The following is a 13,276-nucleotide window of genomic DNA, read 5'->3' as shown; positions in this document are numbered from 1 at the left end:
TTATTAGTCTGTTATTATCGCCGAACCCAGCTGTGAGCTGTTACCTTGCTCAACCTTGGCATCAGAGGTGATAAACAGGCGTTCAAGCTCAGTTGCAGATATCGGCTTACTGAAATAGTAACCCTGGTAAGAGTCGACCTGGTAGCTTTTCAGTAAATTAAAATGTTCTTGCGTTTCAACACCTTCAGCGACCACGGTGAGATTAAAGTTATTCGCCAAATCGATAATGGATTTCACCACCAGGTGGGCATGTTCATCTGTGACCATGTCTTGCACAAAGGAGCGGTCGATTTTAATTTCATCTATGGGCAGCGAGCGCAAATAACTCAATGATGAGTAGCCGGTGCCAAAGTCATCAAGGGCGATGGAGACACCAAACTTTCTGAGTTTATTGAGCTTGTCTGTGGCATCATTGATATCACGAATAAGCACGGACTCGGTCACTTCAACGATCAGCTTGCTGTGGTCAATCTGGTATTGCTGCACCACCTTAATAAAGTCTTCGACAAAGTGGGCGCGCCAGATCTCTTTAGCGCTAAGATTAACCGCTATATGCAGGTGTTTGCTGTGGTCATGGCGCTGCCATTGCTCAAGTTGCTGGCAGGCGCGCTCGAGCACTATGGCGCCCATGGGCACGATCAGATTGCTTTCTTCGGCCATGTGCATAAATACATCAGGAGAGAGCAAACCCAGGGTAGGGTGCTGCCAGCGAATTAGGGCTTCGGCGCCAATCAGGGTGGCTTTCATATCGAACTTGGGCTGCAGATAAATGCAAAAATCACGATTGGCGATGGAGTCATGCATGGCTTTTTGCAATTCACTGATCTGGCGCAGTTCATCCTGCATATTGGTATCGAAGATCATCGCCTTTTGACCACCGCTGGCCTTGGTGCGATACAAGGCCATATCTGCCAGCTGCAGCAACTTCATGGTGCATAGATCATCGGCGGTAAACACCACACCGCCAATACTGCCGGTGATCGAGTAGTCGATATCTATATTCTGTATGTCGCTGGCCAAGGATATTGATTTGGAAATTTCTTTAAGTACCAGTTCGGCATAATGTTCTGCGATGCGTAATGCTTCACCTTGAACCTTGTTGAGCTGGGGAAGGACAATCACAAATTCATCGCCACCAAAGCGGGAAATAATCCCCTGGCCCTGATTGATATGCTTTAGACGCTCGGCCACTACCTTGAGTAGCTGATCACCGATATGGTGGCCAAAACTGTCGTTTAATAATTTAAAACGATCCAGATCGAGAAACAGTAATGCACTATAACTGTCTGTTTCCTGGTTTGATTTTATTGCTTTTTCTAACTCTGTTTCCAATCGTGTGCGATTGAGTAAGCCGGTGAGCTGATCATAATAGGCGAGGTTAACTATCTTATCCTGATTTCTTTTCTCTTCGGTAATATCCAGTGCCAGGCCTACCAGCCACAGTGGCTCGTTATTGTCGTCGAATTCGGCAACACGGCCTCGATCCCATATCCAGATCACCTCGCCGTTGGGCTTTCTCATGCGAAATTCGATGCTGTAGGACTTGTGGTTGCGCATCAGAGTTTTCAGCACCTTGGCAACCATGGGACGGTCTTCAGGGACGATACATTGCTCAAATTCCTTAAATGAACTGTCGCTATGTTCAATGCCGGTGATCAGTTCCCACTGGCGATTATGCAGCACCTGATTGGTCTGTACGTTCCATTCCCACAGCCCTTCTTCGGAAACGTCCAACACATGCTCTAAGCGCTTTTTGTTGCGATCCGCTTCTTCTTTTAAGCGGGTGATCTCTGTGATGTCTTTGGCGATAACTGCAATATGAAGTCGGTCACGAACGTCGCGAAATGGCACCTTTATGGAGTGAAAGTGCCGGATTTCTCCGGTATTTGCATCTGTGGTCGACTCGTACACTTCTTCTATTTCAAAGCGGCGCATAATGGCCTGAACATTTTCTTTGAAGAAGTCGGCCTGCTCTTTATTGTTTATAAAGTAAAAGTCGTCTTTGCCAAGCATTTGCTCCGGCGAGCTGTTGTACAGCTTGGCCATGGTGTCGTTGCAAAACTGGAAGTTGCCCTGATAGTCCTTGATCAGCACTACATCGTTAATGGAGTTGAGTAGCTGCTTGATAACGCCTGCATGCTTGTTAACCTTCTTGAACACCAGAAGCAACAAGGCGAAGGTTACCAGCAGTTGTGAGCTGAGCAAAAAAAGCACCTTGGCGGTGTTGTTCATATTTTGCGCAAAAAGCTTATAAAACAGTATCATAGATAAGGTTGATAAAGCCGATATGGCCACTGCAAACAAAAAAATCTTACCTTTGTAAATTTTGCTTATATCAAACATTTATAATCCTAAATCAGCATGATCTGGCAAGTCCTTACCCTTATCAATACCCTATAAGCTAGGTGAATTTCGCGTTTATATACACTTCCTGTTGGTAACCGCGTTATTATTATTTGTGTTCTTGTGTACCGTGCTGAAAACGGCCTTATTAGGAAGTAAAGCCCACATTTTCCCAGTTGCAAACCGATTATCCAATAAAGCCACATAATTGTGTCTGGTGTCGATCCTGCCAGATTTGCTCTTATCCAAAAGGTTAAGGAGACTTGCCCTGTATATCAGAGTCTTGCCTCACCAGGATAAAGTTTATTCACGCTCGGGCTCGTCCCCATGTATCTTTAACTTTTGTCTTGAAAGCCGCTCAATCCGAGGGAGCCGCAATTGTTGCGTTAACCAAATCTTATAAGTTGACGAGAACACTGCTTTAAAGTTACACAAGTGTTACCTATTATGCCTAAAAATACTGACGAATCTAGCAGCAAAAAAATATAACTAACAATAAGATAAATTAAGTATGGGTTCAGTGTGTGAGGAATACTATGGCCATTCACTCCTGTTAATGTTCCTTGAACCTTTATTGTTGTTAAGCAGGTTAGCCAGCTACATTTGTAGCTGGCTTTTTTTTGCCTAGGCGTTGCCAAGCTGGCATCATAGGGGCTGCAAAAATAAGAGAAAAAGGATCTAAGCATGCTGAAATGGGCGAGTTACCTGCTATTTGGTGTTATTTTGAGTGTTTCAACGGCGCAAAATGCGTGGGCACAGGCCGAGCAGGAGCCGGTTACGCTCCCCGAGCAACAAGCGAAAGGACTTTCTCAAGAGCAACAAGCTCAGGCGCAGCAATCGGTTTCACAGTTGGATGGGCCCATGTACCGCCCCTTGATCGAACGTTATATTCTCGATGAACTGCAGGCGGTTCGCAAAGATCAGCAGGCATTGCGCGCCGAATACGTGGAAAAAATAGCTCATGCTCAGTTGGACACCGCCGACCGCGCCCTTGGCTACACCACAGATACAATGAATAACCTCTTTATTCTTATTACCGCCACAGTATCCATCCTGGTATTGGTGGGCTGGAATTCATTGCGTGATGTGAAAAACAAGGTAGAAGATATAGTTAACACCCGGGTAAAAGCGATTACGGAAGAGTATGAATCGCGACTGGCCGGGTTAGAAAGTCAGTTGCGTGAACGCTCTGAAGCCATACTCAATAATCAGAAAAAGATCACCATTACCAATGAAATCCACTCCTTGTGGATGCGCGCCAATCTTGAAAGTGATTACGGCACTAAGGTGGAAATCTATGACGAAATCCTTTCCCGTAAGCCCGAAGACGTTGAAGCCATCGCCTACAAGGCGGATGCTTTATTGGAGTTAGGCGATACTCAGCAGGCCATTATGTTGTGTAATCTGGCTTTGGATATCGACTCAGACTATGGTTACGCCTATTGGCAGCGCGCCTGTGCATACTCTTTGCTGCATAAGCACAGCGATGCCCTGGCGGATATACGTATGGCCCTGGAATATTCGCCAAATCTACGCAATGAGCTGCTTCACGAAAGCGCTTTTGCCAGCCTGCACGATAATGCCAGCTTTAACGACATAGTTAACGGCTAATCGAAATAGATTTAAATATAAAAACGGCGGCCAATGGCCGCCTTTTTTTCTGTAAGAGTGCTTGCTGAGCGGTAGTTATTTACCTCTAAAAAACAAGACCTTGGTTACCTTGGCATTATTGATTTCATAGCTGGCAACCACTTCGCCACGCTTATCCACCACCTCGGGGTCTTTGGAGCATGACTCGGAAAGCTCCTGATCTATCACGTATTTACCATGAACTATGCGCTTAATGGGTGTGCTTTTTACGCATTGCAGGCTTTTAAACATGGCGCCATAGCGGGCGATTAACTGTTCCTTGCCACTAAACATCAGCTGATCCGGGAACATATAAAAGGAAATGTCTTCGGCAAAATAGCTAATAAAGGTATCGATATCCTTGTCGTTGTAAGCGCTCAGCAGGGCATCGACCACGGCAACGGCCTGTTGTTGTGCCTTGCTTAATTGCTTTGCGGTTTGCTGCTCGAGTTGATTCTCAACCAGCTCGCTTGCTTGGGCGCTTAGCGGTTTTGCGCTGTCATTGGCCAGTGCCGGTTGCCAAAGCAGGGCTGCCAAGATAGCGACAATATGGGTTTTCATAGTGGGTGTTAGTCCTTTGGTTACTACCAGTATTGCTCTACGGTTATTTGCCCCGGGCTTCGGCGGCGATTGCGATTGTAGCCTAAATCCATTAAACATTGACTGGTTTCTTTGACCATGTCGGGATTACCGCAAATCATAAACTGTGCCACATCCGGGGTGGCTTCAAGCTGAACGTGCGCAAAAAGTTCGCCACTTGTAATAAGTTGCGGAATGCGCTGTTTCAGTGGCGTGGCTTCGCTCTCGCGGGTGACCACGGGCACATAGTGTAATTGTGGGTATTGCTCCTGTAATTCCAGGATCATCTCTTTATAGCTGAGATCCTTGCTGTGACGAACACAGTGTACCAGTACCAGATGTTGAAATTGTTGCCATACCCGTTGCTCTTGCAGCATAGATAAAAACGGGCCGATGGCGGTGCCCGTGCTTAACATCCACAGCTGCTCGGCACTTGGCACCTCATCCAGGGTGAAAAAGCCATTGCTCTTGGCGGCAATTTGCACGCTGTCACCGGGCTCTAAGCGTGCCAGGGCTGCGGAAAGGGCGCCATCATCCAGCTTGATCAGGTAAAACTCCAGGTTCTTTGAGCTCGGTGGATTAACAAAGGAATAAGCTCTTGCTACGCGCTCATCGCCGATTTGCAGCGCCAGCTTGGTGTATTGTCCGGCCGTAAATGGTTCAATATCCGCGGTGACCACTAAACTAAATAGCTTTTCATTCCACCAGATCAGCCGTTTTACTTTTGCCTCTAACCAATTCGCCATACTGTGCTCCAAAGCCTTTAGCCTCAATAAGTTAAATCTGGCAATGGAATGACTTAAAGTCAATTACTAAGGTTACAAAGCGCGCCCTCGGTTACATTAAATAGCAGTTTATGACTCATCGATAACCAGGAAAACTTTCTCGACTATTGAAACCCAGCTGGCCTTTGATATACTCGCGCTCGAAGTTTCAGTAAGTAGTGAAACTTCGAAATAAACTTACGTTACCCGAACCAATCTGGAAACACCGAGTGCTAAAGCCAAGCCTACACAAGTTAAACTGTCTGCCCCAGTCGCTATTTGCGAATGTGGAGCAAAGTCGTGTGTATGGGCGGGCAGTCACCATGGCGTTGGTGTTTGTGTGCATGAACCTCATACTGTTATTTAGCGGTGTGCTGGGTGATGCAGCTGAACTGGAGGCCGCGCTTGGCAATGGCCTACAGCATGAATCTGTGCTGGTGACCTTGGCGCAATTCCTTGCCCATCCGGTGCTCAGTGCGCAGTTGCTGATTGGTCTGTGTTGGTTGTTATTTCATGTCTTTGTGGCCAAACGCGCGGGTATTTTTCTGCGTAAAGCGGCCTTTGCCTTTGTTGCGCCCACGCGCAGCCAACCGGTGCACGATGCCCACGGTTGTCGCGCGCCACCCCTCATTGCCGGTTGATTGTCAGCACCGTTACACCTTGTTGTGCACAAGTAGGAATATGCGTCTTTCCAAGTAACGGCCTCAGTGCGTCTGCTTAATACCTGTCACTGAACACAGTCAACCCACCGCAGTATTGTTCGCGGTGCGTCGGGCACCTCTGGTTTGCATTCATTTCCGTGTGTGCTGCCAACCAAAAAATACCTTACTACCGCGAATTAATGCGCTTTGAGCATAGCTATGCCGTGCTTAAACATCTCAGGCCCCGTGCGTCGGATATACACTCGCGCGCCGGTGGCGAGGTTTAACCTTTAGGTTGTAGGGTAGTGTTTTGTTAACTCGCAAACTCTTTTCAATAGCTCTGGCCCTGATGGTGCTGGCGCTCAGCGGCTGTAGCGGCGGAGTGCTGGACCCCAAGGGGCAAATTGGCGTGGATGAGAAAAACCTCATCATTATCGCCACTCTTCTTATGTTACTTGTGGTGATCCCCGTGATTGTCATGACCTTGTATTTTGCCTGGAAATACCGCGATGGTCGTGACCATGAAATTTATGCACCCAAGTGGGCCCACTCCACCAAGATAGAAGCGGCGGTATGGACCATTCCGATTGTCATCATCATAGTGCTGGGGGTGATCACCTGGCGTTCGACCCAGTCGCTGGACCCCTATAAGCCGCTTGAAGGCAAGGGCGAGCACCTCAAGGTGCAAGTGGTGTCGTTAAACTGGAAGTGGCTGTTTATCTATCCCGAGCAGGGCATAGCCACGGTGAATGAACTGGTGTTCCCAGCCAATGTACCGGTGGAATATAAGATCACCTCGGAAAGCACCATGAACTCTTTCTTTATCCCGCAATTGGGCAGCCAAATTTATTCCATGGCCGGCATGGAAACCCAATTACACCTGATAGCCGATGAAGCCGGCACCTTTAATGGATTTTCCGCCAACTACAGCGGCGCCGGTTTCACCGGAATGCAGTTTGATGCCATTGCCACGCCAACCCAGGCGGATTTCGATAACTGGGTGGCCGAGGTGAAGGCAAAGGGGCAGACATTGGACAAGGCCACTTACGAGCAACTTGCCAAGCCCAGTGAATACCACCCGGTTACCTACTATGGCGCCGTGGAAAACGGCTTATTCCACAGCATTGTTATGAAGTATATGCAGGGTCATGGCGAGATGAACTATTACGCTAAACCCGAGCATTCGGCGCACATCCAGCACGGCGTCGAGGAGTGAATATGAGTTTATTTGGAAAGCTATCAATCGATGCCATCCCCTACCATGAGCCCATTATTATGGTGACCTTGGCGGTGGTGGCCGTGGTCGGCTTGCTACTGGCGGCCGCGCTTACAAAATACAAAAAGTGGGGAGTGCTCTGGTATGAGTGGATCACTTCCATCGACCATAAACGCCTGGGAGTGATGTATATCACCTTGGCGCTGATCATGCTGTTTCGCGGTTTTGCCGACGCCATTATGATGCGTACGCAACTGGCCATGGCCACCAGCGGCGCGGCGGGATATTTGCCGCCGGAGCATTATGACCAAATCTTTACCGCCCATGGGGTGATCATGATCATCTTTATGGCCATGCCCTTTATGATTGGCTTGATGAACATCATAGTGCCTTTGCAAATTGGTGCTCGTGATGTGGCCTTTCCGTTTTTGAACAACCTCAGCTTTTGGTTGACCGCCGGCGGTGCCGTGTTGATCAACCTGTCTCTTGGACTGGGGGAATTTGCTAAAACCGGTTGGGTGGCGTATCCGCCTTTATCCGAGCTCTCCTTTAGCCCGGGCGTGGGGGTCGACTACTATATCTGGGCGCTGCAAATATCCGGGCTTGGCACCTTGCTGACCGCGGTGAACTTCCTGGTCACCGTATTTAAGATGCGTGCGCCGGGTATGAGCCTGATGAAAATGCCCATCTTTACCTGGACCTGTACCTGGGCCAACATCCTGATCGCCGCCTCTTTCCCTATTTTGACGGCGGTATTGGCGATGTTAACGCTTGATCGTTACCTGGACTTCCACTTCTTCACCAATGAAGCCGGTGGTAATGCCATGATGTATATCAACCTGTTTTGGGCCTGGGGTCACCCTGAGGTATATATCCTGATCTTGCCTGCTTTCGGCATTTTCTCCGAGGTGATCTCCACCTTTACCGGCAAACGCCTGTTCGGTTATAAGTCAATGGTCTATGCCAGCGGCGCCATTTCTATCCTCGGCTTTATCGTCTGGCTGCACCACTTCTTTACCATGGGCTCAAGTGCCAACGTCAACGCCTTCTTTGGGGTCATGACCATGGTGATAGCCGTGCCCACCGGGGTGAAGCTGTTTAACTGGCTGTTCACCATGTATCGCGGGCGCCTGCGCATTACCGTGCCGGTGCTGTGGACCATCGGCTTTATGCTGACCTTTACCGTTGGCGGTATGACCGGCGTGTTACTGGCCATCCCGGGTGCCGACTATGTGCTGCACAACAGCCTGTTCCTGATTGCCCACTTCCATAACACCATTATCGGTGGTGCGGTGTTCGGCTACCTGGCCGGGTTTGCTTACTGGTTCCCTAAAGCCATGGGCTATAAGCTCGATGAGCGTTGGGGCAAGGCGTCTTTCTGGTGCTGGCTGGTGGGCTTCTTCGTGGCCTTTATGCCGCTGTACGTGCTGGGCTTTTTGGGTATGACCCGCCGTCTTAACCACACCAATAACCCGGATTGGAATATCTGGCTGTACATTGCCTTTGTCGGTGCGGTGATCATCATGGTTGGCATTGTCTGCCAGGTGATCCAACTCTATGTGAGCTACAAAAACCGCGAGCAGCTTAAAGACACCAGTGGCGATCCTTGGAATGGTCACACCCTGGAGTGGTCAACGGCATCACCGCCGCAATACTACAACTTTGCCAAAACTCCGGTGGTTTCGGATATCGATGCCTGGACCGAGGTGAAAGAGCAGGGCAAGGCCTATCAGCCAGGATTAAGTTACGCGCCTATCCATATGCCGAAGAACACCTCGGCGGGTGTACTGATGAGTGCCGGGATCACGCTATTTTGCTTCGCCATGATCTGGCATATCTGGTGGTTGGCCATGGTAGGCCTAGCCGGTGCCATCGCCATGTTTATTAAGCGTTGTTACACCAGGGATGTCGATTACTACGTGCCGGTTGATGAAATTGAACGCATCGAAGGCGCCCATATTCAGCAAGCTACAGCGGGAGGGTCGCTATGAGTGCCACAACTTCAGCTTCAATCAATGCCTTAGCGGGCGTGCACGCGCATGAGCACCACCATGAGCATCATGACAGCGGCGGCAACACTGTATTCGGTTTTTGGTTATACCTGATGACCGACTGTTTGTTGTTTGCGTCCTTTTTTGCAACCTATGCGGTGCTCTATATGAATACCGCCGGCGGCGTGTCCGGCAAGGATATCTTTGAACTCGACTTTGTCGCAGTGGAAACGGCGGCGCTGCTGCTGAGCAGTATTACCTTTGGTTTTGCCATGATAGCCGCCAACGGCCAGAAAAAAGCACAGACTCTGGGTTGGCTGGCGGTCACCTTTGCCTTTGGCGCCGTCTTTATCGGCATGGAAGTGTATGAATTCCATCATTTGATTGCCCATGGTAACGGGCCACAGCAGAGTGCGTTTTTAACCTCCTTCTTCTCCTTGGTGGGCCTGCACGGTATGCACGTTACTGCCGGTTTGATTTGGATGACGGTGATGATGATTGAAGTGCTGCGCCGTGGTTTGGGCAAGCAAACGGTGACCCGTTTAAGCTGCCTGAGTTTGTTTTGGCACTTCCTGGACATCGTTTGGATCTGTGTGTTTAGCGTAGTGTACTTGATGGGAGCCATGTAATGAGTCATAGCGAAATTCAACAAATTGAAATAGTTGAAGAAATAAGCCATCAGCAGGCGTCTAGTCAGGTTAAAGACTATGTTATCGGCTTTGTGCTCTCGGTGTTGTTAACCGCCATCCCTTTTTGGGCGGTGATGACGGGGGCGCTGTCGCAAGGCAGTACTATGGCCACCGTGGTGGTGGCGGCCATAGTGCAAATCTGGGTGCACTTGAAATACTTCTTACACCTTAACTTTGTCACCGATGAGGGCAAGGCCAACAGTGTGTCGTTTATTTTTAGTGCCCTGATCATCGTTATGGTGGTCGGCCTGTCGGTGTGGATCATCTATGAATCCAACGCCATGATGATGTACTAAGAAAAGGGTCGTGCTTATGTTTCGTCGTTACTTTACGGTGACCAAACCCGGCATCATTATGGGGAATCTTATTTCCGTCGCGGGGGGCTTCTTGCTAGCCGCTCGCGGGGAAGTGGACCTTGCCTTGATGCTGGCAACCTTGGTCGGATTGTCTTTGGTGGTGGCCTCGGGCTGTGCCATCAATAATGTCATTGACCGCGATATCGATGCCAAGATGGCGCGCACCAAACGCCGAGTGACGGTAACGGGCGAAATGTCGGCAACGGCGGCATTGTTCCACGCCTTGGTGTTGGCGGTATTAGGTTTTGGCGCATTGTACTGGTACACCAATACCTTGGCGTTGGGCTTTGCAGCCTTTGGTTTGTTATTTATGTAGGCGTCTATAGCCTCTATATGAAGCGCAATTCGGTGTATGGCACCCTGGTGGGCAGCTTGTCGGGGGCGGTACCGCCGGTGGTGGGCTATTGTGCGGTAAGCGGCCAGTTCGATGCCGGTGCCGCCGTCTTGCTACTGATGTTCTGCGTCTGGCAAATGCCACACTCCTACGCCATCGCTATCTTTCGCTATCAAGACTATCAAGACGCCAACATTCCTGTGCTCCCCGTGGCACAGGGAATCGAGCGGGCCAAGCGGCAAATCGTCTTGTACATCGCCTTATATGCCTTAGTGGTGATCTTGCTGCCCCTTGGTGGCTACACCGGCTTGGCCTTTACGGCGGTGGCCTGCACCACCAGTTTCTGGTGGTTGCTGATGGCGCTGCGCGGCTATCGTCGCAATATCGATGTTTCCGGTTGGGCAAGGCAGGTGTTTGCCTTTTCCATCGTTAATATCACCATTTTAAGCATTACCATGGCTGTGGATTATCATGCCGCGGGTCCACAGCTCATAGCGCTGACCTAGTCTCAGGTGAGCGCGCCAAAGCGGCATATTCCCAATAGTAAATGATAAGCAAAGGCTCCTCGGAGCCTTTTTTCTTACAGGCGTGCGGCCTGCTCTACGACGATGGCGTGACGCGCCGCTAAGCGGGCATGATCCTTGTCATAGCCACCGCCTATTACGGTTGCTACCGGGGTATTGTGCTCCAGGCAGCGTTTGAGAACCAGGTGATCCCGACGTGCTATGCCCTGCCAACTGATATCCAACTTGCCCAGGCCATCCTCTTGCCAGATATCGACGCCGGCATCGTAGAGCACTAAATCTGGGTTTAAGCTGTGCAATAAATGGCTGAGGGTGTCATCGACTATGCCCAAATATTCCTCATCGCCCATATTATTGGCCAGGCCTATGTCGAGATCGCTGGCACATTTTCGAAACGGGAAGTTCTTCTCACAGTGGATTGAACAGGTGTAGGCATAGGGCTGATGTTGCAAAAGCGCTGCGGTGCCATCGCCCTGATGTACATCCAGATCAAAGACAAGCACATTGGTCACCTCGCCCGATTGGATCAGGGTTTGGGCGGTGAAGGCCAGGTCGTTAACCATGCAGTAGCCGGAGCCGAAATCATAATGCGCATGATGGGTACCCCCGGCGAGATGACAGGCAAGCCCATTTTTAAGTGCCAGGCGGGCGGTTTTCAGTGTTCCCAGCGGGGCGGTAAAGGTACGGGCCATTAAGCTGGGTGACCAGGGTAAACCGATGCGCCGCATGGCCTTGGCATCGAGACGATTGTGCCACAGATCGTCGATATAGGTGTCGCAGTGAACCAGGGCGAGATCTTCCGGATAGCCTATTTCCGGTTGATGCAGGTTGTTTCGCACTAAGCCCAACTCCTTCACATGCTTATACAGGCGCGCAAATTTGCTCATTACGAACCTATGGTTGGGATCAAAGCTGAATGAGTAATTTGGGTGATAAACCAGGGGCAAATGCGGGTTAAAGCTCATGAGATTCGACAACGGGACTTTTGTAAAGAGTCTACCGAATGATGAACGCCTTTGCCCAGGTTTCTTCACTGGCGCGCCTCGACTTGTTAGCGCTAATAACGCTTTATTACCTAGAATTACACTTTGCAACGCTTTGCCGTCTTGAAAGCCGAGTGACGATCCCAATTATACTTGAGTAACCATTCAAAAATGTTTAGGAATTATTAATGAATACAGTTAATCGTCAAATCCTGTTGAACTCACGCCCGGTCGGGGAACCCACAGCCGAAAACTTTCGTTTGCACCAGGGGGAGATCCCGAGTCCAAAACAAGGGGAAATGCTACTGCGTACCGTTTATCTTTCCCTCGACCCTTATATGCGTGGGCGCATGAGTGACGCCAAGTCTTACGCCGAGCCGGTTGCTCTTGGCGGGGTGATGTTCGGTGGCACGGTGGCGCAAGTAGTGGAGTCTAACCTGGATGGTTATGCCGTCGGTGACTGGGTGCTGTCGATTAACGGCTGGCAGGACTATGCCATCAGCACAGGCGAGATGGCGATTAACCTGGGTAAAAATCCCAGTAAGCCATCCTGGGCCTTGGGTGTCTTGGGTATGCCCGGCTTTACCGCCTATATGGGCTTGCTGGATATCGGCAATCCTCAGCCAGGCGAAACCGTGGTGGTCGCGGCGGCCAGCGGTGCGGTGGGCTCGAACGTGGGTCAGATTGCAAAAATTAAAGGCGCCAAGGTGGTGGGCATTGCCGGTGGCGAAGAAAAATGTCGCTACGTGGTTGAAGAGCTTGGCTTTGATGCCTGTATCGACCATAAGGCGGATGATTTTGCTGAGCAATTAGCCGCCGTCTGTGACAAGGGCATAGATGTGTATTTTGAAAACGTTGGCGGTAAGGTGTTCGATGCGGTATTACCGTTATTAAACCCCTGCGCCCGCATTCCTTTGTGCGGCAATATTTCCCAGTACAATAGTGACGAGCTGCCAGAGGGGCCGGACCGCTCATACCAGTTGATGTCATTTTTGCAGGTAACGCGCGTGACGGTAAAAGGCTTTATCATTTACGATGATTACGGCCACCGTTATGACGAGTTCGCCAAGGATATGCAACAGTGGGTGAGCGAGGGTAAGATCAAGTACAAGGAGCATATGATAGAAGGCCTTGAAAATGCGCCGGCGGGATTGAACGACGTACTCAATGGGCGCAACTTCGGTAAAATGGTCGTTAAAGTTAACGAACCGCTTTAATCAGAAAAGA

11 protein-coding genes and 1 pseudogene are annotated in these 13,276 nt (G+C 50.0%); 8 read left to right on the top strand and 4 right to left on the bottom strand.

Features of this window, described 5'->3' with window-relative positions; genetic code table 11:
• Window positions 1-3: 3 nt before the first annotated feature.
• On the bottom strand, window positions 4-2,232 hold the full coding sequence (locus C2M35_RS00470) for a bifunctional diguanylate cyclase/phosphodiesterase (RefSeq protein ID WP_158677880.1): 2,229 nt from the start codon (window positions 2,230-2,232) through the stop codon (window positions 4-6).
• A 795-nt stretch (window positions 2,233-3,027) separates the two neighbouring features.
• On the opposite strand from C2M35_RS00470, the gene C2M35_RS00465 reads away from it, so the two are divergent.
• A complete protein-coding gene (locus C2M35_RS00465) occupies window positions 3,028-3,954 on the top strand; it encodes a tetratricopeptide repeat protein (protein ID WP_105201642.1) in 927 nt (308 codons plus the stop codon).
• Between the two features lie 75 nt (window positions 3,955-4,029).
• Here C2M35_RS00465 and C2M35_RS00460 read toward each other — a convergent pair whose 3' ends face one another.
• Together C2M35_RS00460 and C2M35_RS00455 are read right to left on the bottom strand one after the other, a co-directional pair.
• Window positions 4,030-4,533 carry a nuclear transport factor 2 family protein gene (locus C2M35_RS00460; protein ID WP_158677879.1) on the bottom strand — a complete coding sequence of 168 codons (504 nt, stop codon included), beginning with the start codon at window positions 4,531-4,533 and terminating at the stop codon, window positions 4,030-4,032.
• A 23-nt stretch (window positions 4,534-4,556) separates the two neighbouring features.
• Window positions 4,557-5,297 carry a ferredoxin--NADP reductase gene (locus tag C2M35_RS00455; RefSeq protein WP_105201640.1) on the bottom strand — a complete coding sequence of 247 codons (741 nt, stop codon included), beginning with the start codon at window positions 5,295-5,297 and terminating at the stop codon, window positions 4,557-4,559.
• A gap of 362 nt (window positions 5,298-5,659) precedes the next feature.
• Here C2M35_RS00455 and C2M35_RS00450 point away from each other — a divergent pair, with 362 nt between their 5' ends.
• From C2M35_RS00450 to cyoE, 6 genes and pseudogenes are all read left to right on the top strand, one after another.
• Entirely contained in the window at window positions 5,660-5,956 is a 297-nt protein-coding gene (locus tag C2M35_RS00450) for a hypothetical protein (RefSeq protein ID WP_158677878.1), read from the top strand.
• A 310-nt stretch (window positions 5,957-6,266) separates the two neighbouring features.
• The gene (gene cyoA / locus C2M35_RS00445) at window positions 6,267-7,172 is read left to right on the top strand and encodes a ubiquinol oxidase subunit II (protein WP_105264376.1); all 906 of its coding nucleotides are present in this window, start codon (window positions 6,267-6,269) and stop codon (window positions 7,170-7,172) included.
• Window positions 7,173-7,174: 2 nt separating this feature from the next.
• Entirely contained in the window at window positions 7,175-9,163 is a 1,989-nt protein-coding gene (cyoB, locus tag C2M35_RS00440) for a cytochrome o ubiquinol oxidase subunit I (protein WP_105214487.1), read from the top strand.
• On the top strand, window positions 9,160-9,792 hold the full coding sequence (gene cyoC, locus C2M35_RS00435; RefSeq protein WP_105264375.1) for a cytochrome o ubiquinol oxidase subunit III: 633 nt from the start codon (window positions 9,160-9,162) through the stop codon (window positions 9,790-9,792). Before cyoB ends, cyoC begins: the two co-directional genes overlap by 4 nt.
• A complete protein-coding gene (gene cyoD / locus C2M35_RS00430; RefSeq protein ID WP_105214483.1) occupies window positions 9,792-10,148 on the top strand; it encodes a cytochrome o ubiquinol oxidase subunit IV in 357 nt (118 codons plus the stop codon). Before cyoC ends, cyoD begins: the two co-directional genes overlap by 1 nt.
• Window positions 10,149-10,164: 16 nt before the next feature.
• Window positions 10,165-11,048: pseudogene (gene cyoE / locus C2M35_RS00425) on the top strand (heme o synthase).
• Window positions 11,049-11,122: 74 nt separating this feature from the next.
• On the opposite strand, the gene C2M35_RS00420 reads toward cyoE, so the two are convergent.
• Window positions 11,123-12,031 carry a histone deacetylase family protein gene (locus tag C2M35_RS00420; RefSeq protein WP_105264374.1) on the bottom strand — a complete coding sequence of 303 codons (909 nt, stop codon included), beginning with the start codon at window positions 12,029-12,031 and terminating at the stop codon, window positions 11,123-11,125.
• 206 nt (window positions 12,032-12,237) lie between these two features.
• Here C2M35_RS00420 and C2M35_RS00415 point away from each other — a divergent pair, with 206 nt between their 5' ends.
• The gene (locus tag C2M35_RS00415) at window positions 12,238-13,266 is read left to right on the top strand and encodes an NADP-dependent oxidoreductase (RefSeq protein ID WP_105264373.1); all 1,029 of its coding nucleotides are present in this window, start codon (window positions 12,238-12,240) and stop codon (window positions 13,264-13,266) included.
• Window positions 13,267-13,276 lie beyond the last annotated feature (10 nt).

This window comes from Pseudoalteromonas sp. T1lg76, assembly GCF_002964725.1.
GTDB lineage: Bacteria > Pseudomonadota > Gammaproteobacteria > Enterobacterales > Alteromonadaceae > Pseudoalteromonas.
The sequence above is the reverse complement of the archived record's forward strand: the minus strand, read 5'-3'. Positions and strand labels throughout refer to the sequence as shown.

Coding starts and splice junctions, on each gene's coding strand:
- C2M35_RS00470 (WP_158677880.1), bottom strand. CDS start 2,232: ATGAACAACACCGCCAAGGTGCTTTTTTTGCTCAGCTCACAACTGCTG.
- C2M35_RS00465 (WP_105201642.1), top strand. CDS start 3,028: ATGCTGAAATGGGCGAGTTACCTGCTATTTGGTGTTATTTTGAGTGTT.
- C2M35_RS00460 (WP_158677879.1), bottom strand. CDS start 4,533: ATGAAAACCCATATTGTCGCTATCTTGGCAGCCCTGCTTTGGCAACCG.
- C2M35_RS00455 (WP_105201640.1), bottom strand. CDS start 5,297: ATGGCGAATTGGTTAGAGGCAAAAGTAAAACGGCTGATCTGGTGGAAT.
- C2M35_RS00450 (WP_158677878.1), top strand. CDS start 5,660: ATGAACCTCATACTGTTATTTAGCGGTGTGCTGGGTGATGCAGCTGAA.
- cyoB (WP_105214487.1), top strand. CDS start 7,175: ATGAGTTTATTTGGAAAGCTATCAATCGATGCCATCCCCTACCATGAG.
- cyoC (WP_105264375.1), top strand. CDS start 9,160: ATGAGTGCCACAACTTCAGCTTCAATCAATGCCTTAGCGGGCGTGCAC.
- cyoD (WP_105214483.1), top strand. CDS start 9,792: ATGAGTCATAGCGAAATTCAACAAATTGAAATAGTTGAAGAAATAAGC.
- C2M35_RS00420 (WP_105264374.1), bottom strand. CDS start 12,031: ATGAGCTTTAACCCGCATTTGCCCCTGGTTTATCACCCAAATTACTCA.
- C2M35_RS00415 (WP_105264373.1), top strand. CDS start 12,238: ATGAATACAGTTAATCGTCAAATCCTGTTGAACTCACGCCCGGTCGGG.